Raw genomic sequence first — 18,832 nt, forward strand, 5'->3', positions numbered from 1 at the left:
GTCGTTCGGAGGGGGCCAGCAGGGGCGGTGCGCGGCGCGCCCACTACCGTCGACTGGTTCGTTCGTCCGTGTCGGAGGTCTGAGTGAAGCGCCTGCTCATCGCGCTGGTGGTGCTCGTCGGTGCGCTGCTCGCCGCCGACTACGGCACGGCCGCCCTCGCCGAGTCCGCGGTCTCGCGGCAGATGCGCGCACAGCTCGCGCTCACCGACGACCCCGACGTCCGCATCAACGGGTTCCCGTTCCTCACCCAGGCGATCTCCGGCGACTACCGCAGCATCGACGTCTCCGCCACGCACCTGTCCGTCGGCCCGCTGCGCGAGGTCGAGGTCCGCGCCCAGCTGCGCGACGTGAACGCGCCGCTGTCGATGCTCCTCGGCTCCGGCCCGAAGTCGTTCACCGTCGCCGAGGCCGACGGGACCGTCCGCATCGACGCCGACGACCTGCAGCGGCTCATGCCCGGCGTCACCAAGATGCGCATCGAGAACATCGACCGGGGTACCGTCACCGACCTCGTCGACGAAGGTGGCCGGTCGTCCCTGCTGGGGATCGACCTCGACTCGTCGGCGCGGGTCGTCGGCACCCTGACGGTGCCGGGGATCGGTGAGAAGGAGGTCGCGGTGATCGCGTCGTTCCTGCTCGACGGACGCGACATCCTGATCGTGCCCCAGGACGTCCGCATCGACGACGGCCACGGCGACCGGCTGCCGCTGCCCACCACACTCGTCCGGACGCTGAGCGACGAGTTCGGCCTGCGGATCAGCCCCGGTACGTTGCCGTTCGAGGTGACGCCCCGGCTGCTACGGCCCCGTGACGGCACGATCGAGATCAGCGGCACCATCGAGAACATGACCATCGGCGGCGCGTCCCCGCTCGCCCGGTGACCCGGGCCCGCCGCGCTGACGCAGGAATGCCGGCCGCCCGTCCGACGTTGCGCCGGAGGTGAACACCACCGGGTTGTGGGTCGTCCTCGGCGTGCTCGTCGTCGCAACGGTCGCCGGTCTCGTCCTCCGCGCCCGGTCGGGCCGTGTCCGGACATCTGCGCGTCCCACGGGCCGGTCCGCACCCACGGCCGGCTGGTCGCTCGCCGGACACGCCCCCGCCGACGACGACCGCGTCCTGCTGCTGCAGGTCTCCTCGCCCGTGTGCACGCCGTGCCGGCAGACCGCTGCGCTCCTCGACGACCTCAGCACCACCACTCCCGGCCTCGTCCACGTCGAGGTCGACGTCGCCGACCGGCCCGAGGTCGCCTCCGAGCTGGGCATCATGCGCACGCCGACCGTCGTCGCGTTCGACCGGTCCGGCGCCGAGCTGCTGCGCGTCTCCGGCGTGCCCCGCCGTCCCGACCTCGAGGCAGCCCTCGCTCCGGCGCTGTCCGCGTGACAGCGGCCGGCGGCACCCCACGCGACCTGGTGACGAGGCCCACCCGTCCCGCCCTTCGGACCGGGCATTCCCGCTTTGCGGGATCCTCGGCTACCCTCGGCACCGTGAACTGGCCGCTGACCAAACGACGCGCAGTGGATCTGTGTCGCGTCGGCAGCTGCCTGTGTCGCGTCTCCTGACGCCGGCCACCTGAGTTCCGCCCGCACCTGCGCGGGCCAGGGTGTGTCCCGGACACGAACATCCGATCCTTCGTTCGTTCGTCCCCAGGAGTCCCCATGTCCACACCGGACGGCCCTGTCACGCCCGTGGCGGGTCCCGGTCACGTCCCCACCGAGCCCTCGCTCGACCCGCGCGGCGTGCGGTTCGCGGCGGCCCTCACCACCGTCGTCCTCGTGCTCGTCCTGCTCGCCGGCAGCGGATGGCTGGCCGCGGCGCAGGCCGTCGTGTTCGGCCTCGGAGCGTTCGCCGGTATGCGGTTCGCGCCCTACTCGCTGCTCTACCGGGCGCTGCTCGCCCGCCGGCTCGGGCCGCCCGCCGAGCGGGAGGACGCCGCACCCGTGCGGTTCTCCCAGCTCGTCGGTTTCCTCTTCGCCGTCGTCGCCGCGGTGGGCTACCTCACCGGCCTGACGACGCTCGGCATCGTCGCCACCGCGTTCGCACTCGCGGCGGCATTCCTCAACGCGGCCTTCGGCTTCTGCCTCGGCTGCGAGATGTACACGCTGATCTCCCGTACCCGGGCCCGGTTTCGGTCCCGCAACCCGCACACTGCAGAAGGAGCGACCGCATGAGCCGCGAAGACGTCCTGGTCACCACGGACTGGGCCGAGAAGAACCTCGGCGCTGAGGGCGTCGTCTTCGTCGAGGTCGACGAGGACACCACGGCCTACGACGGGGGCCACATCCCCGGCGCCGTCAAGTTCAGCTGGACCACCGAGCTGACCGACCCCGTGCGCCGCGACGTCCTCACCAAGGAGGACTTCTCCGCGGTGCTCTCGGCCAAGGGCATCGGCAACGACGACACCGTCGTCCTCTACGGCGGCAACAACAACTGGTTCGCGGCCTACGCGTACTGGGAGTTCAAGCTCTACGGCCACCAGGACGTCAAGCTCATCGACGGTGGCCGCAAGAAGTGGGAGCTCGACGGGCGCACCCTCACCACCGAGGTCGCCGACCGTCCCGCCGCCACCTACACGGCCAAGGACGCCGACCTGTCGATCCGCGCGTTCCGTGACGAGGTCGTCGCCTCGATCGGCGCGAAGAACCTGGTCGACGTCCGCTCGCCCGACGAGTTCTCCGGCAAGATCTTCGCCCCGGCGCACCTGCCGCAGGAGGTCTCGCAGCGTCGTGGCCACGTCAAGGGCGCCATCAACGTGCCGTGGAGCAAGGCGGCCAACGAGGACGGCACCTTCAAGTCCGACGAGGAGCTCAAGGCCCTCTACGGCGACGCCGGCCTCGACGACGGAAAGGCTGTCATCGCCTACTGCCGCATCGGTGAGCGCAGCTCGCACACCTGGTTCGTGCTGCGCGAGCTGCTCGGCCACAGCGACGTCAAGAACTACGACGGCAGCTGGGTCGAGTACGGATCGCTCGTCGGCGTGCCGATCGAGCTCGGGGCGGGCTCCTGATGTGCGGCGCGCCTGACCAGGCCGTCGCGCTGCCCGCGGGCACCGACCTGGAGAAGCAGACCGTTCTCGCCGGTCGCGTCGTCGCGGGTGAGAGCCCGGTCGGCGGCGCGTTCGTCCGGCTGCTCGACGGCACCGGCGAGTTCACCGCCGAGGTCGTCTCCTCGGCGTCGGGCGACTTCCGCTTCTTCGCCGCGCCCGGCACCTGGACCGTCCGCGCGCTGTCGCGCTCGGGCAACGGCGAGTCGGTCCTGACCGCCGACGGGCCCGGCCTGCACCAGACGAAGGTCGCGGTCGCCTGACCGGTCCCACCGGGACCAGCACGCAGCCGCAGCGAACGCTGCCACCGACGCCGCTCCGGGCACCCGCCCGGGGCGGCGTTCGGCGTGGGGGACGCGGCACGCGACTATGCTCCGCGGCCGTGCACTGGATGTTCACCGGACTGTTGATCGCGGTCAGCGTGGGGATCGCCGGCTACACCGGCCATCTCCTGCGCCGGCTGTTCACCACCGCTCCCGCCACGACCGCCACCCACCACGACGAGGCCTCGTGAGTTCCGACCTTCCCGACGACACCACCGACGACGCCGACCTGCGCACGACGATCCCGGGCCCGGCCCACGCCGCGCCCGACTCGCCGCAGCGCAACCGGCCCCGCTGGGACGACCTGCCCGTCCCCGACGACACCGCGAACCTCCGTGAAGGTCCCGACCTGAACGAGGCCTGTCTCGGGCTGCTGCCCCTGATCGGGGTGTGGCGCGGCACCGGTGAGGTCGTCTACCCGACGATCGACGGGCCGTTCCACTTCGGCCAGCAGCTCGTCTTCGCCCACGACGGCCGCCCGTTCGTCAGCTATGAGGCGCGCGCCTGGCTGCTCGACGACGACGGCAAGGTCATCCGCCCGGCGGCCCGGGAGACCGGCTTCTGGCGGCCCCAGCCCGACGGCACCCTCGAGGTGCTGATCGCGCACGGCACCGGGATCGTCGAGATCTTCTACGGCAAGGCCCGCACGCTGACGTCCTGGGAGATCGAGACCGACGCCGTCGCCCGCACCGCGACGGCCAAGGACGTCACCGGCTCGCACCGGCTCTACGGCCTCGTCGAGGGCAGCGACCTCGCCTACGTCGACGAGCGGGCGATGATGGGCCGGCCCATGCAGCCGCACCTGTCGGCGCTGCTGCACCGCATCGCGGGCTGACCCCCGACGGCCGCCCGCGTCGGCACACCGGCAGGCGGCCGCCGGGTCGGCACACCGGCGGGCGGCCGCCGGGTCGGCACACCGGCGGGCGTACGCCGGGGTCTGTGGGTCTGCTCGGGGCTGCCGGGTCGGCGCGGGCCCGCGGGGGCTTCTCAGCAGCCCGCAGGCCTGCTCACCAGCCGGGGGCCCGCAGGGTCCCCGCTCGGCGGCCGGCGGTTCGCAGGGTCCGCTCAGCGGCCGGCGGAACCGCTGGGTCCCGCTCAGGGGCCGGCGGTCCGCAGGGTCGACACCTCGGCGACCGGGATGCCGGCCAGGCGGGCGATCTGCTCGTCGCCGAGGCCGGCCGCGGCGAGCCTCTCGACGAGGCCCGCGAGGGCGTCCTGCTCGTGGCGGACCGCATCGAGGAGCCGGTCGAGCTGCCCCTGAACCCGGCCCAGCTCGACCGTGGCGCCGACGGCACGGTCCGGGTCCTCGAGCAGGACGGCGAGGAGCCGGTCGCGCGCGGCGACGTCGGGTTCCTCGGGCTGCGGTCGGCCCCGGTCCGCTGTCGCGGTGCGGTCGGTCGCGGTGCGGCCGGCCGCACCGCGACCGGCTGCCGCCTGGGTGGCCGCTTCCCGGTTCGCCAGCGCGTTCGCGACGGCGCCGGCGAGGCTGTGCCCGGCGCCCGGGGACTCGTCGGCCGGGGTCCGGTCGAGAACGGCGCCGGCCGCCGCCGGGACGGCACGCAGGACGGTGGTCGCAGGACCGGCCGGCTCCGCGGGGTCGTGACGCGCGGGGTCGTGGTGTCCCACAACCAGTCGCGGCCCGGGCACTTCCGGTTGTGCAGCAACGGGTTGCCCTGTGTCCGCCACGGTTGCGGCCGAGTCCTGGAGCCCGGCGCCGGGGGCACCGGCGCCGGGCTCGTCCCCGGCGGACGCCGTCGCGTCCCCGGTGGTCACGGGACCGTCGTCCGGTCCGGTCGCGTCGTCGGCGAGCGTCAGGTCGACGCGGAGCCACGGCGCGGCGACGTTCGTCTCGTCTGCGGGCCGCTCCGCGAGCGCCGCCGCACCGCGCTCGGGCACCCGCACCCGCACCGACGTCGACGCCCGGCGGGCCGCCGCCCGCTGCAGCAGCACGTCGGAGCTCACGGGTAGCGGCGTCGTGTCGGGATCGCGTCGCACCGGCGCGACGACAGGGCTCCCACCGCGTAGGGCGGCGAGGTCACCGACCGTCGCCACCGAGGGCGCCACGGCGGCCTTCGCCGCGGCGGGCACCTCGGCGACCGGCAGCGGCGCTGCGGTCTCGTCGGGAGCGGCAGGCTCGTCGTGAACCGCGGGCTCCTGCTGCGGGGCGGCGACGTCGGCACCGGCCGACGCCGGCTCACTCACGACGTGTGGCGGCTCCCCCGGGACGGCCGCCTCCGCGACGGGCGCCAGCAGCGCGGCGGTGGTCCGCTCCGCAGCTCGGCGACGTCGTCGGCGCAGCGCAACGACGACACCCACGACGACGGCGACGAGTACGACCCCCGCGACCACGAGCCAGCCGATGGGCACACCAAGCGGCGCAACCGCATCAGCCGAGGACGGCGACACCATGGCAGCGCACGGTACGCCAGGTGACATCACCCAGCGCAACCGTTGTCACCCGGAGCGTGACTGCGAGGTCGACCGCCCCTGACGGGCGTCCTCACCCCTGTCGGACCCCTTCGCGGACGTACCACCGTTGGCGTCGTTGCTGCCGGTGTCCGCACTCTCACCGGCCGGCGACGACCCCTGTGACGTGCGCTTCACCGCGTCCTTCGCCCCGATCGAGGCGGGCGTCGCGCGCGTGCCGGCCCGCTCGTCGGCCGTCGTCGAGGCGCTCGTCGAGCCGACGCCGCCGGTGCCGGACGACGACGCGGCGCCGCCGTTGCGGCCCTGCGATTCAACCGATCCGGTGGTGCCGTTGGCCTTGTCCCGGGTCCCGCCGCCGCCCTTCGGCGCGGACTCCGTCGCGGCCTGCTTCGCCTGGCCGGACGTCGGCGGTGGCCCGGTGAGGGCCGATCCCGACGCTCCCGCGGGCTTCGCGGTGTCAGTGCCGGGTGTGCGGTTGCGCGTGGTCGGCGCATCCTGGGACGCCTGCTCCGAGGCGGGCCGGAAGAGGTCGGCAACCTGGGCCGCGTCGCTGTGGGGGCGCATCGACACGGTGGCTCCGTCGCCCGCTCCCAGCCGCGCCTGGCCGGAGCGCGCTGCGGGCATGTCGGCGGGCGACGGGTGGCCCGCACCCTTCTGGGCGCCCTTCGGCGCCGTCGTGGTGCTGGGACGGGCCGACTGCGCCGGCGGGGTCTTCTGAGGAGTCTTCTGGGTCGCGCCCGGCCCGGTTCCCTGTGCGGACGCCGCCGGACGGTCCGCGTTCTGCGCGGGTGTGGCCGGCGCGGATCCGCCCTTCGTCGGCCCGGCCTGCGTCGGCCCTGGTGCACCCGTCCCGGACGACGTGGGCGCCGCCGGCAGCTTCTGCGCCGCGGGCCGGCCCGCCTGTCCTGAAGGCTCCTTCGGCGGCCGCGTGGCCGGGGAGTCGGAACCCCACGAACCCGCCGGCCCGGTCGGGACGGGGCGGGACCCGCCGGGCGGGGCGGAGGTTCCTGCAGCCGTCGGCGCCCCGGCCTGCGGCAGCCCGCCCGGCTTCGACCCGACCGACGGCTGCCCCCCGGGCCGCTGACCGCCCACGGGCGGCCCGGCAGGCTCCTGACCGGTGACAGGCGACCCGGCAGGCTTCTGACCGGTGACAGGCGATCCGGCAGGCCGCTGTGCCGTCGCGGGCGGACCGGCCGGACGCTGACCGCTTGCCGAGGCAGCCTGCGGCTGTCCGGCCGGGGACGTCCCGGCCTGCATCGCCGTCGTGGACTGTTGCCCTCCCGACGCCGCGGACCGCTGCCCGGCACCCGACACCCCGGGCGCCGACGTCCCCGTCGGCGACGACCCACCCGTCGACGATCCGGCCTGCGATCCAGCCGCCGGTCGACCGGCCTGCGGCGAGGGACCCGACGCGGCGGGGGCGCCGCCCGGACGACCGGATGCGCCGCCCTGGGCCGCAGGAGCGTTCGGGGGACGTTGCGGCGCAACGGGTGACGGCGCACCGGGCGTGCCCGGACGACCGGGCCCACGCTGCGCACCGGCGGCTCCCGGACCCGCAGCGGCGGCAGAGCCCGATGGACCCGCAGCGGCGGCAGGGCGGCCCCCGGCGGGAACGGAGCCGGCTGCAGGACCGGCAGCAGGACGAGCAGGGATCGGAGGCGCGGAGACGATCATCGGCATCGAGGCGGGCTGCCCCATGGGCGCAGCGGGGCCGGATCCTGCACGGCTCGGGCCGCGGGCCGCGTCGAGCTCGGCGCGCATCCGTTCCACGTCGCGGGCGAGGGAGTCACGCCGCTGCGTGAGCTCGTCGACCTCGCGGCGGGCGCGGCCGCGGATCTCCTCGGCCTCCTGCTCCGCGTGCGCGATGATGCTCTGCATCCGGTCGGACATCCCGTCGATCGGGTCGACCGGGCGGGGACGCGGCGATGGTGGGGGTCCGGGACGGGGCGTCGGAGCGCTCACGGGACGGGTGCGGTCGGCTGCCTGGGCCGCGTCGAGATCCGCGCGCATGCGGGCGAGGACCCGGTGCAGCCGCTGGATGTGGTCGTCGACCTGGCGACGTGAGTAGCCGCGGAAGACGACGTCGAAATGCGTGGCACCGGGTGACCGGTCGCCGGCGTCGGCAGACATCGCGTTACCTCCTGACCCGGGCGTCCACAACGCCGAGCGTACCGTCAGCGCAGCACCGCGTTCACCCTCTCGGAGCAGAGATCAGCCGGTCGGTTGGCTCGGGGCCTCGATGCCTGCAACGACGGAGCGGTACGTGAGGGTGCACGGTCGCCGGGTTTCCGACGGCTCACGTCGGCCCCGCCACCGCCGGGTGAGGTAGGCCTACGATCGGGTCGTGGACACCTCGCTGCGGCAGACGTTGCACCGGCGTGGCCTGCGCATGACACCTCAGCGTCAGCTCGTCGTCGACGCGGTCCGCCAACTGGGCCACGCGACGCCCGAGCAGATCTGCACCCGTGTCCAGCAGACCGCCCCGGCCGTCAACATCACCACGATCTACCGCACGCTGGAGCTGCTGGAGCGGATCGGTCTGGTCCGTCACACCCACCTGGGCCACGGCGCGCCGACCTACTCCGAGCAGGACCACCAGCACGTGCACCTGGTGTGTCATCACTGCGGAGCGGTGGTCGAGACGCCGACGGACCTGATGGACGCGCTCGCGACCCGGCTGCAGGACGAGTCCGGCTTCACCCTCGACGCGACGCACGTCGCCCTGTCGGGGCGCTGCGCCGACTGCGCCGAGGACGGCGAGGACGGCGACGGCGATGCTTCGGACGACACGATCACGTTGTCCGACCACCATGCAGAAGGGAACGCGCGGTGACCGAACCGCAGACGGACGTCGAGACCACCGAGCCGCAGGCCCAGGTCGACCCCGACGAGGCGGTTCCCGCACACCGCGGCGACCCGTTGGCCGAGCAGCGGGCGATGGCCCGGTCGGCGGCGGTGGTGGACCGCGGGCACCGCGAGGTGATCGCCGTGCCCGGCGAGGACCGGTTGAGCTGGCTGCACCTGCTGCTCACCCAGCACGTGAGCGAGCTGCCGGAGGACACCGGCACCGAGGCTCTCGTCCTGGATCTCAACGGCCGTGTCCTGCACCACATGTCGGTGGCTCATGTCGACGGCGTGGTGTGGCTCGACACCGATCCGGGCGGCTCCGCTGAGCTGTTCGAGTACCTGTCGAAGATGGTCTTCTGGTCGAAGGTCGAACCCCGGGACGCGACGGCGGAGCTCGCGGTGCTCAGCGTCGTCGGGCCGGACACGGCCGCCGTGCTGGCGGCGGCGGGCGTACCGGTGCCGGAGGCCCCGTCGGGGGCGGCGGCACTGCCGGGCGGCGGCTTCGTCCGCCGGATGCCGTGGCCGGGCAAGGACGCGGCGGACGTCGTCGTCCCGCGCTCCGAGCGGGAGGCCTGGTTCGCGACGTTGACGGCCGCGGGCGCCCGTGCGGCGGGGGCGATGGCGTTCGAGGCGTTCCGGGTGGAGTCGTTGCATCCGCGGCTGGGCATCGACACCGACGAGCGGACGATCCCGCACGAGGTCCGCTGGATCGACTCGGCCGTGCACCTGACCAAGGGCTGCTACCGCGGGCAGGAGACCGTCGCGCGGGTCGCGAACATGGGACGGCCGCCGCGGAACCTGGTGCTGCTCCACCTCGACGCGGGCGACGAGGAGCTGCCGGTGCCGGGCGACACCGTGTTCAAGGACGGCCGCGCGGTCGGCCGGGTCGGGACGGTGACGCTGCACCACGAGCTGGGCGCGGTGGCGCTCGCGCTGCTCAAGCGGTCGGTGCCGGTCGACGCGGAGCTGGTGGCGGGCGTCGAGAGCCGCGCTGCACCCGCCCGGATCGACCCGGACTCGGTGCCGCCGGAGGAGGCGGCGCCGCCGCCGGGGCGGGCAGCACAGTCGGGTCTGCGCGGCTGACCGCGCGCCGGGCCTGTGGTCAGCCGTTGCCCCTGTTGGCGGCGACGGCGCCCCAGTACTCGCGCAGCTGCTCGTAGCAGCTCTGCGCAGTGTCGCCGTCCCCGTCCTGGAGCGCCTGCAGCGCGTCCGCGACGAGCTCGGCGGAGGTGTCGGCGCGGAGGGCGTCGTCGTCGAGGAACGCGACGAGGCCGCCGTAGTCGAGCTCGACGACCGAGGAGCGGTCGAAGCGGGAGAGCCAGCTCGTGGTCTCGGCGAGGACCTCGGCGGGTCCGTCGTCGCCGATGCCGGAGCGGATCACCTTCTCGGCGCGTTCGGCGCGGGCGATCGCGGCGCCGATCGGGGCCTGCCAGTGGACCCGGCGTGGGACGTCGAGATGCAGGTTCCGGGTGTCGGCGTCGACGAGCGCGAACCAGGGCAGCGGCACGGTCCACGCGGACGTGACGACGTGCGCGGCGCCGGCGCCGATCTCGGCGAGAGCGGCCTCGGCGTCGCGGCGGGCGACGTTCTCCGGTCCGGTCAGCACGGCGGCGCGCAGCACCGGGGGCTCCTCGGCGAGGAAGGCGAGGAGCGCGGCGGCGGCGCGGGGGCGGGTGTCGAGGGGGCAGACGACGGTGTCGCCGGACTCCGACGTCGTGACCAGGACGTCGACGGTGGGGGCGGGCAGCAGCCGGGATCCGAGACCTGCGCGCAGGCAGCGTTCGCGGTCGTGCGCGCCTGCGTCGTCGGCGGCGAGAGGCCCCCGGCGGAGGGCTTCGCGGACGGGCGCACCGCTGGGGCCGTCGAACGCCCGGAGGGGTTCGTAGACCCGTAGGTACGACAGGAACGGCTCCGGCATGGGTCGGATGATTCCAGGCGGCGGGCCTCGGCGGGCCGATCCGGGTCACACCATCGATGCCACGTCGCACGGTCCTGGGTCAGCAATGTACGGTGGACCCCAGGATATTGATGACATGAATGGGGCCGCCGAGACATCCGGCCGCCCCTTCCCTGTTGTAAGGGGGACCAGCCATGGGGCGCGGACGAGCCAAGGCCAAGCAGACGAAGGTGGCCCGCGAGCTCAAGTACAGCTCCCACACGATGGATCTCGACGCGCTGCAACGCGAGATCGGTAGTGGGACGGCTCCTGCTGACGACGAGGAGCCCGACGAGTACGACTCGTACTACTCCTCGTACGCCTCCAAGGGCGACGACGAGGACGAGGACGCAACCCGCCGCTAGCCGGCGAGCCCTCGTTCCATCGCCGTCACACCGGGCGCTTCGGCGCCCGGTGAGGTGTGCCCGTGTGTCGCCGGAGCTTCGGCTCCGGTCGCCGCACGCTCCGAAACTTGTTATAGTTGCTACATAACAAGCAGTAAGATCGGATCGGGGTGACGCGACGATGGGACGGACGGCCAGAACTCTCCTCGCGGGGGGCCCGCACCTGGTGGCGGTACTGCCGGCCCTGGTGACCGCGCTGGTCGCGGCCGACCGGATGCCCGCGGAGGTGGGCACCAGGTTCGGGTTCGACGGCACCGTGGTGAGCTCGATGCCGCACGCTGCACTGGTGACGACGATCGTCGTGCTCGGTGTCGTCCTCCCCGCGGTGTTCGGCGCGATCGGCGGGCGCTCGGCCGCGGCGAGGGTGTCGTCGTACGACACGGCCCGGTTCTTCGGCCTGGTCTCCTGGGCGACGGCGGGCGTCCTGGGCACTGTGCTGTACGCCGCGACGGCGGCCAACGTCGACGTCGCCACCGCTGCCGACGCCCACCTGCCCGCCGACCGGCTGCTGATCGCGGTCGGGGTCGCCGTCGTCGCGGGCACCGTCGGGTACCTGGTGACGCCGTCGCTGCCGCCCGCCCCCGACGAGGCCGCGGGTGTCCCGCTGGTGGTCGGGGCCACGGAGCGGGTGAGCTGGTCGCGTCGCGTCGAGTCGCGGATGTCGTTGGCACTGGGGGCGGTGATGGTCGTCGCCGGCCTGGTGACCGGCTGGCTCGCCGGATGGCTCGCCGGTGCCCTGCTGCTGGTCGTGGGGCTGGCGGTGCTGCTGTTCGGATCGTCGGCGCTGGTGACGGTCGACCGGCGCGGGCTCGTCGTGGCGCTCGGCGCGGTCGGCCGGCCGCGACTGCGGGTCCCGGTGGAGGACATCGCGTCCGTCACGACGGGCGAGGTCTCCCCCGCGCAGTTCGGCGGCTGGGGCTACCGGCTGGTGCCGGGCGGCTCGGGTGTGGTGCTGCGCGGCGGCCCGGCGTTGATCGTGACGCGGCGGTCGGGGCGGCGGTTCACCGTCACCGTCGACGACGCGCAGACGGCCGCCGGACTGCTCGCCGGCCTGCCCCACGAGGCGGCCTGACGTGCTCTTCCGGGTCGACCCGGCCCGGCCGGTCCCCCTCGCCGACCAGATCGCGGCCAACGTGCGCCGCGGCATCGCCGACGGGACGGTCGTGCCGGGTGAGCGGCTGCCGCCCGCACGGGAGCTGGCGGCGTCGCTGGACGTCAGCATCCACACGGTGCTCGCCGGCTACCAGCGGCTGCGCGACGAGCAGCTGATCGAGCTGCGTCGGGGCCGCGGCGCGACGGTGCGGGAGGGCCTGCGTCCCGACCGGGCCGTCGTGGTGGGCCTGGTGCACGATCTGGTGGCCGCGGCGCGGCGGATCGACCTCGACGACGACGAGCTCGTGGACCTCGTGCGGTCCGCGGCATCGGGTGCCTCGGGGGCGTGACCCGACGGGCTGAGCGTCGCGACCAGGTGCAACGAGGCCGCCGCGCAGGGCGATCGTCCGGACAGGTACCCGTCATGGCGGGCTCCGGGAACACGACCGTGGCGGAGGAGTCGATCACGGGGGTAGTGTCACCCTGACGAGAATTTCGGACGTCAGGAACGGAACACGATGCGTGGCAACCTGTTCGCCGTAGGTGTGGACCTCGTGGTCCTCACCGTCCGCAACGACGAACTGTACGTACTGCTGGTACGTCGCGACGAGAAGCCCTTCGAGGGCACCTGGGGTCTGCCCGGCGGGTTCGTCGCCTCCGACGAGGACCTGCCCGACACCGCGGCCCGCGAGCTGGTCGCCCAGACCGGCACCGGCACCGCCGGCCGGGTCAGCGGCCATCTCGAGCAGCTCGCCGGGTACGCCGCGCCGGACCGCGACCCGCGCGGGCGCGTGCTGTCCGTCGCGTTCCTGGCCGTGCTGCCCGACATGCCCGATCCCGACCAGCCCGACGTCGTCAGCGGCTGGCACCCGGTGGCCGACGTCACCGAGCTCGCGTTCGACCACGCCCAGATCCTCGCCGACGGTGTCGAACGCGCCCGCGAGACGCTCGAGTACACGACGCTCGCCGCCGCCTTCTGCCCGCCCGAGTTCACCGTCACCGACCTGCGCCGGGTCTACGAGGCCGTGTGGCGCACCGAGATCGACCCGCGGAACTTCTCCCGCAAGGTCACCTCGACGCCCGGCTTCCTGGTGCCGACGCACCGCCACGTCACCGGCGGTCCCGGCCGCCCGGCGCAGCTGTTCCGCCGTGGGCCCGCCACCCGGCTGCACCCGGCGATGCTGCGGGAGCCCGCCGTCCGGGTCGTGGGCTGAGCGGCGCCCACCGCACCGCACGACTCGCCCGCGCGCAACCTGACGATCGTCCGGGAGGCGGATCGCAGCGCTGAGGTCGCGTACGGAGTCGGGTGGCGTCAGAAGCGCGGGTGCTCGCCCTTGAGCTGCACCCGGGCGCCGACGCCCGTCGGCTCGTCGCCCGTGCCGCGGCTGACCTCGCCGAGCACCCATGCGGGCACGTGCCGCGCGGTCAGCACGGCCATGGCCCGGTCGACGTCGTCGGGCGGGAGCACCGCGACCATGCCGACGCCCATGTTGAACGTCTTCTCCATCTCGGAGCGCTCGACGCGGCCACGCGAGGCGATCAGCTTGAACACCGGCGCCGGCGTCCAGCTGCCACGGTCGGCCACCGCGACCAGGCCCGGCGGGAGCACCCGTTCCAGGTTGCGGGCCAGCCCGCCGCCGGTGATGTGCGAGAACGTCCGCACCCCGGTCTCGGCCGCCAGCGCCAGGCAGTCGCGCGCGTAGATGCGGGTCGGGATCAGCATCTCCTCGCCGAGCGTCGTCCCGAACTCCTCGACGTGGCCCCCGAGCGGCATCCGCGCGATGTCGAGCAGCACGTGCCGGGCCAGGGAGTAGCCGTTGGAGTGCAGGCCGGAGGATCCCATGGCCAGCAGCACGTCGCCAGGGCGGACGCGCTCGGGGCGCAGCATGGCCTCGGCGTCGACGATGCCGACACCCGTCGCCGAGATGTCGTAGCCGCCGTCCTCCATGAGCCCGGGGTGCTCCGCCGTCTCGCCGCCCAGCAGCGCACAGCCGGCCTGCTTGCAGCCCTCGGCGATACCCTTGACGATCGACGCCACCTGCTCCGGGACCAGCTTGCCGACGGCGATGTAGTCCTGCAGGAACAGGGGCTCGGCGCCGCAGACGACGAGGTCGTCGACGACCATCGCGACCAGGTCGAGGCCGATCGTGTCGTGCTTGTCCATGGCCTGCGCCACGGCGACCTTGGTCCCGACGCCGTCCGTGGACGCCGCGAGCACCGGCTCGGAGTAGCGCCCGAGCTTGGGAGCGAACAGCCCGGCGAACCCGCCGATGCCACCGAGCACCTCGGGCCGCGACGCCATCTCGGCGTGCGGGCGGAAGGCCTCGACGGCCCTCTCCCCCGCCTCGATGTCGACGCCCGCCGACGCGTAGCTGGCCCGCGGGGTCTCCTCGCGGTCCTGCACATTGTCCTCGGGCACTGTCGGCGTGGGCGGCATGGGGTGATCGCTCCTGACGGCCGCCCGGGGCGACCCGTTCGTCATGGCCGCGACGCTGCGGCCTGTCTGTGAGGGCCGCGGGTGCGGCCTGTCGTCCGTCGGCCACACGGCCGTCGATCGGTCTCGTGGCCCCGGCCCGCGCCGGGGAGCCGGTCGCGACGGCGGTCGCCCGCGGGGTCGGGTGACCGTCCGGAGCCGGGATCGCTCGGGATCATCATGACCGGTCACCACCCGGGAGGTCGACCCCCGGGCGGACGCGGCCGTGTCGTTCCGGTCAGGGGCGGCGCAGCGCGTCCGCCGCACCGTAGCCGACCGACAGCGGCGTGGCATCACCAGACGACTCGGCCGCGACACCCACGAAGCTCGACGTCGCGCCGACGTCGGTCCGGTCGTCGCCGAGCTGTTCGAGCAGATGCTTGCCGAGCCGCGCCTCGTCGGGCAGGGCGATCGGGTACTCGCCGTCGAAGCAGGCGCAGCAGAGCCTGCTGCGCGGCTGCTCGGTGGCGGCGACCATGTTGTCGATCGACACGTAGCCCAGCGAGTCGGCACCGATCGAGCGCCGGACACCCTCGACGTCGAGGCCCCCGGCCAGCAGCTCCGCGCGCGTCGCGAAGTCGATGCCGTAGAAGCAGGGCCAGCGCACCGGCGGCGACGCGATCCGGACGTGCACCTCGAGGGCGCCGGCCTCACGCAGCATCCGCACCAGGGCCCGCTGGGTGTTGCCGCGGACGATGGAGTCGTCGACGACGACGAGCCGCTTGCCGCGGATGACGTCGCGCAGCGGGTTGAGCTTGAGCCTGATGCCGAGCTGGCGGATCGTCTGCGACGGCTGGATGAAGGTCCGGCCGACGTAGGAGTTCTTGACCAGGCCCTGCCCGTAGTCGATGCCGGAGCCCTGTGCGTAGCCGATCGCGGCGGGGGTGCCGGACTCGGGGACCGGGATCACCAGGTCGGCCTCGACAGGGTGCTCCTGGGCGAGCCTGCGGCCGATCTCGACGCGGGTGGCGTGCACCGACCGGCCCGAGATCGTCGTGTCGGGGCGTGCGATGTAGACGTACTCGAACACACAGCCCTTGGGCTCGGGGTTGGCGAACCGCGAGCTGCGCATGCCGTTCTCGTCGATGGCGATGAGCTCACCCGGCTCGACCTCGCGGACCATCGACGCGCCGACGATGTCGAGCGCCGCGGTCTCGCTGGCGGCGACCCAGCCCCGCTCGAGCCGGCCGAGGACGAGCGGCCGCACGCCGTGCGGGTCACGCGCCGCGTAGAGGGTGCGCTCGTCGGCGAACACCAGCGAGAACGCGCCCCGGACCCGCGGCAGGACCCGCATCGCGGCCTCTTCGAGGCCGGTGTCGGCCGCGTCGGCGGCCAGGAGCTCGCACAGCAGGTCGGAGTCGGTGCTGGACCGGAACGCACCACCGGAGATGCCGCGGGCGTTGATCTCGTCGCGCAGCTCCGCGGTGTTGACGAGGTTGCCGTTGTGGGCCAGGGCGACGCCGCTGCCGGCCGCGGTGGTCCGGAACGTCGGCTGCGCGTTCTCCCAGGTGCTGGACCCGGTCGTCGAGTAGCGGTTGTGGCCCACGGCGATGTGCCCGCGCAGCGACGACAGCGTCTGTTCGTCGAACACCTGGCTGACCAGGCCGAGATCCTTGAAGACCACCATCCGGTGGCCGTCGGACACGGCGATCCCGGCGGACTCCTGGCCACGGTGCTGGATGGCGAACAGCCCGTAGTAGGCGAGCTTGGACACCTCCTCGCCGGGCGCCCAGACGCCGAACACACCGCATTCGTCGTGGGGAACGTCGTCCTCGGGTGAGCTGTCGGTCTCGGGGTGGTGGGGGGCGGGGTGCTCGTTCCGACCGGAACTCAACGCACACACTCTCCTCGGCTGACGGCGGGCAACACCGTGAGAGGATTCTACGCCGCGCAGGGTCGAGAGCCCATCCCACGGGACCTGCGTCACCGATCGCCCCGTCGGGGGAATGCGGTGACCGGTCAGTGCTGCGAGCGCCGGACGAGGTCGGGCACCCAGGTCGCGGGGCCGGCATCACCGAACCAGCGGCCCTGCCCGAGGTCACAGCCCAACCGCCGCAACCGCTCGGCCTGCGTCCGCGTCTCCACCCACTCGGCCGTGACCTCGAGGCCGAGCGCGTGCGCGAGCTCCACGAGCGCGCGGACGATGCTCTCGTCGTTCGGGTCCGGGGCGGCGTGGCGCAGCCCGTCGATGAACGATCCGTCGATCTTGAGCGCGTGGACCGGCAGCCGACGCAGCCACGCGAGGCTCGACCAGCCGGTGCCGAAGTCGTCGAGGGCGAGGCGCACGTCGGCGCCGCGCAGCGCCGCCAGCACGTCGAGCGCGAGCGCCTCGTCGCCCAGGACGGCCTGCTCGGTGATCTCCAGCTGCAGTTTCTCCGGCGGCAGCCCCGACTCGGCGAGAGCCTCCTCGACCGCCTCGACCCAGCCGGGCGCGACGAGCTGCACCGGCGAGACGTTGACGCTGACATAGGGCGACACCGACCCGAGCGCGGCGTGCCACACCGAGGCCTGCCGGCAGGCCTCGCGCAGCACCCAGCGGCCCAGCTCGACGATCGCACCGCTGCGTTCGGCCAGCTCGATGAACCGGCCGGGCCCGATGACGCCCTCCACGGGATGCTGCCAGCGGACGAGCGCCTCCATGCCGAGCACCTGTTCGTCGCGGAGCCGGACGAGCGGCTGGAACGCGAGCCGGAACTCGCCACGCCGGACCGCCTCGGGCAGCCCCGCGAGGAGGGTGAACCGAGCCGCCTCACCCGCGTCGCGCTCTGGGTCGAACACCACCCGGCGCCCGCCGCCCTGCGCCTTGGCCCACGACAGTGCGACGTCGGCGGAACGCATCAGCTCCTCGGGGACCGTCGTACCCGTCGGCGCCTCGCTGACCCCGATGCTCGCCGTGACCGTCAACGACCGGCCTGCCAGCTGGAACGGCGGCGCCAACGCGTCGAGGAGCCGGTCGGCGAGGGCCTTCACGTCGTCGGCGCCCGTGGTGTCGACGACGAGGACCGCGAAGTCGTCGCCGCCGGTGCGGGTGACGAGGTGGTCGCCCGCGGCCATCTGCAGCCGGCCCGCCACTGCGAACAGCAGCTCGTCGCCGACGGCGTGACCGAGTGAGTCGTTGACGGCGCGGAACCCGTCGATGTCGACGGCGCACAGTCCGGCCCGCCGGGCTGCGCCCGGCACGAACGCCTGCCGCAGCTGCTCCTCGGCGACGGCGCGGTTGGGCAGGCGGGTCAGCCGGTCCTGCGTGGCCGCCCGTTCCAGCCGCGACCGCAGCCGGTGCCGCTCGGAGATGTCCTGGACGATCGCGACGACGCGGTCGGGTTCGCCGCGGTCGTTGCGCACCAGCGTCGCGTTGACCCGGGCCCACACGACGATCCGGTCGGGCCGCACGAGCCGCACGTCGATCTCGACGCTGTCGGGCCCGTCGGCTGACGCGACCCGGTGGTAGCTCTCGACGAAGGTCGCGAGGTCGTCGGGGTGGACGAAGTCGGCGGCCGAGTGCGGCAGCTCCGGCGGGTTGTCGACGCCGAAGAGCCGGTAGAGGGCGGGATTCACGTCGAGGATGTCGCCGGCGACGCTGCCGACGGCGATACCGACGCGGCCTCGCAGGTAGAGCGCGCGGTAGTGCAGGTCGCCGTCGGCGAGGACGCGCTGCAGGTCCTCCGCGGGCCAACGGGCGGCGGTCAGCAGGTCCTGACGTTCACTCTCGGCCCGCTCCCGCATCGCGCCGAGATAGCCGGCGACGAGCTGGTCGAGTGCGGTGGCCAGGCGCCGGGCACCGTCGGGGCCCGGGGTGCCGAGCATTGCCTGGGCGTCGCTGCGGAGCAGCGCCAGCGTCGGCGGGAGGAGCTCCTCGGGCTGGAGCCCGCCCGAACCGAGCGGCCGGCCGGCCGGTCCGCAGTGGTAGAACGAGGCTCCGATGCGCCGCGCGGCGGGCGGCCAGAACGGGTCGGCACGCAGTACGGTCGAGAGTCGGCGCAGGAGGGTGCGGAGCTGGCCCAGCGCGGGGCTGCCGGCGCCGGGGAGGAGATCGGACCAGCGGTCGGCCAGGCGGGTGACGGGGTCGGAGCTCGACGAACCGGTCGTGACGGGTTCCACCGGATCGACGGAGCGCAGGGCTCGGCCGGTTTCCGGGGTGGCCCTCTCAGCCGGCCCGGGCAGCCGCGCCACAACCATCTGCCCGTCCACCTCCGTCGCCCGGTGCGGGACGACCGCAAGATCGCGCTCCGCGGGCGCCATCTTTGACCTCCGGCGGCCTTTTGACCACCAACAGGTGTCACGGATCATCCA

20 protein-coding genes are annotated in these 18,832 nt (G+C 73.8%); 15 read left to right on the plus strand and 5 right to left on the minus strand.

The genetic code is table 11. The features are described 5' to 3' along the window. Nucleotides 1-83 precede the first annotated feature (83 nt). The 8 genes from TOK_RS10930 to TOK_RS10955 all read left to right on the plus strand — a co-directional run bounded on the left by TOK_RS10930 (nt 84) and on the right by TOK_RS10955 (nt 4,198). A complete protein-coding gene (locus TOK_RS10930; protein ID WP_098957721.1) occupies nt 84-881 on the plus strand; it encodes a DUF2993 domain-containing protein in 798 nt (265 codons plus the stop codon). A gap of 58 nt (nt 882-939) precedes the next feature. Then, the gene (locus tag TOK_RS10935) at nt 940-1,380 is read left to right on the plus strand and encodes a thioredoxin family protein (RefSeq protein ID WP_098957722.1); all 441 of its coding nucleotides are present in this window, start codon (nt 940-942) and stop codon (nt 1,378-1,380) included. A 104-nt stretch (nt 1,381-1,484) separates the two neighbouring features. Next, nucleotides 1,485-1,559 carry an Ms5788A family Cys-rich leader peptide gene (locus TOK_RS35320; RefSeq protein ID WP_374754887.1) on the plus strand — a complete coding sequence of 25 codons (75 nt, stop codon included), beginning with the start codon at nt 1,485-1,487 and terminating at the stop codon, nt 1,557-1,559. A 96-nt stretch (nt 1,560-1,655) separates the two neighbouring features. Then, nucleotides 1,656-2,168, plus strand: coding sequence for a DUF4395 domain-containing protein (locus TOK_RS10940; protein ID WP_098957723.1), 513 nt, complete (start codon nt 1,656-1,658; stop codon nt 2,166-2,168). Continuing rightward, nucleotides 2,165-3,004, plus strand: a complete 840-nt coding sequence (locus TOK_RS10945; protein ID WP_098957724.1) for a sulfurtransferase — start codon at nt 2,165-2,167, stop codon at nt 3,002-3,004. Before TOK_RS10940 ends, TOK_RS10945 begins: the two co-directional genes overlap by 4 nt. Continuing rightward, a complete protein-coding gene (locus TOK_RS10950) occupies nt 3,004-3,303 on the plus strand; it encodes a DUF1416 domain-containing protein (protein WP_098957725.1) in 300 nt (99 codons plus the stop codon). The genes TOK_RS10945 and TOK_RS10950 overlap by 1 nt, the downstream gene beginning before the upstream one ends. A 119-nt stretch (nt 3,304-3,422) precedes the next feature. Next, nucleotides 3,423-3,554, plus strand: coding sequence for a hypothetical protein (locus TOK_RS34685; RefSeq protein WP_256387969.1), 132 nt, complete (start codon nt 3,423-3,425; stop codon nt 3,552-3,554). A gap of 38 nt (nt 3,555-3,592) precedes the next feature. Then, on the plus strand, nt 3,593-4,198 hold the full coding sequence (locus tag TOK_RS10955; RefSeq protein WP_098957815.1) for an FABP family protein: 606 nt from the start codon (nt 3,593-3,595) through the stop codon (nt 4,196-4,198). Between the two features lie 260 nt (nt 4,199-4,458). On the opposite strand, the gene TOK_RS10960 is transcribed toward TOK_RS10955, so the two are convergent. Then, nucleotides 4,459-5,772 (minus strand): hypothetical protein, encoded by a 1,314-nt coding sequence (locus TOK_RS10960; RefSeq protein WP_172457520.1) that lies wholly within the window; start codon nt 5,770-5,772, stop codon nt 4,459-4,461. 184 nt (nt 5,773-5,956) lie between these two features. Here TOK_RS10960 and TOK_RS31635 point away from each other — a divergent pair, with 184 nt between their 5' ends. From TOK_RS31635 to TOK_RS10985, 3 genes are all read left to right on the plus strand, one after another. Then, nucleotides 5,957-6,508 (plus strand): hypothetical protein, encoded by a 552-nt coding sequence (locus TOK_RS31635; protein WP_141566348.1) that lies wholly within the window; start codon nt 5,957-5,959, stop codon nt 6,506-6,508. A gap of 1,671 nt (nt 6,509-8,179) precedes the next feature. Continuing rightward, nucleotides 8,180-8,623, plus strand: a complete 444-nt coding sequence (locus TOK_RS10980) for a Fur family transcriptional regulator (RefSeq protein WP_098957816.1) — start codon at nt 8,180-8,182, stop codon at nt 8,621-8,623. After that, nucleotides 8,620-9,720, plus strand: coding sequence for a folate-binding protein YgfZ (locus TOK_RS10985; RefSeq protein WP_253258316.1), 1,101 nt, complete (start codon nt 8,620-8,622; stop codon nt 9,718-9,720). Before TOK_RS10980 ends, TOK_RS10985 begins: the two co-directional genes overlap by 4 nt. 19 nt (nt 9,721-9,739) lie before the next feature. Here TOK_RS10985 and TOK_RS10990 read toward each other — a convergent pair whose 3' ends face one another. Then, on the minus strand, nt 9,740-10,555 hold the full coding sequence (locus TOK_RS10990) for a hypothetical protein (protein WP_098957730.1): 816 nt from the start codon (nt 10,553-10,555) through the stop codon (nt 9,740-9,742). A 173-nt stretch (nt 10,556-10,728) separates the two neighbouring features. Between TOK_RS10990 and TOK_RS10995 the strand changes: the two genes are divergently transcribed. The 4 genes from TOK_RS10995 (at nt 10,729) to TOK_RS11010 (ending at nt 13,283) form a co-directional block, all read left to right on the plus strand. Then, nucleotides 10,729-10,938: a DUF3073 domain-containing protein gene (locus TOK_RS10995; protein WP_098957731.1), complete on the plus strand. Its 210-nt coding sequence runs from the start codon at nt 10,729-10,731 to the stop codon at nt 10,936-10,938. Between the two features lie 160 nt (nt 10,939-11,098). Then, nucleotides 11,099-12,049: a hypothetical protein gene (locus tag TOK_RS11000; RefSeq protein ID WP_141566349.1), complete on the plus strand. Its 951-nt coding sequence runs from the start codon at nt 11,099-11,101 to the stop codon at nt 12,047-12,049. Between the two features lies 1 nt (nt 12,050). Next, nucleotides 12,051-12,419 (plus strand): GntR family transcriptional regulator, encoded by a 369-nt coding sequence (locus TOK_RS11005; RefSeq protein ID WP_098957733.1) that lies wholly within the window; start codon nt 12,051-12,053, stop codon nt 12,417-12,419. Nucleotides 12,420-12,587: 168 nt separating this feature from the next. Further along, complete coding sequence (locus TOK_RS11010; protein WP_098957734.1) at nt 12,588-13,283, plus strand: NUDIX domain-containing protein; 696 nt, start codon at nt 12,588-12,590, stop codon at nt 13,281-13,283. A 98-nt stretch (nt 13,284-13,381) separates the two neighbouring features. On the opposite strand, the gene purM is transcribed toward TOK_RS11010, so the two are convergent. The 3 genes from purM to TOK_RS11025 all read right to left on the minus strand — a co-directional run bounded on the left by purM (nt 13,382) and on the right by TOK_RS11025 (nt 18,640). Further along, nucleotides 13,382-14,506 (minus strand): phosphoribosylformylglycinamidine cyclo-ligase, encoded by a 1,125-nt coding sequence (gene purM / locus TOK_RS11015; RefSeq protein ID WP_098957735.1) that lies wholly within the window; start codon nt 14,504-14,506, stop codon nt 13,382-13,384. 274 nt (nt 14,507-14,780) lie between these two features. After that, nucleotides 14,781-16,286, minus strand: a complete 1,506-nt coding sequence (purF, locus tag TOK_RS11020) for an amidophosphoribosyltransferase (protein ID WP_253258322.1) — start codon at nt 16,284-16,286, stop codon at nt 14,781-14,783. Nucleotides 16,287-16,501: 215 nt separating this feature from the next. Further along, nucleotides 16,502-18,640 (minus strand): bifunctional diguanylate cyclase/phosphodiesterase, encoded by a 2,139-nt coding sequence (locus TOK_RS11025; protein WP_098957736.1) that lies wholly within the window; start codon nt 18,638-18,640, stop codon nt 16,502-16,504. Nucleotides 18,641-18,832 lie beyond the last annotated feature (192 nt).

This window comes from Pseudonocardia sp. N23, assembly GCF_002583555.1.
Classification (GTDB): domain Bacteria; phylum Actinomycetota; class Actinomycetes; order Mycobacteriales; family Pseudonocardiaceae; genus Pseudonocardia.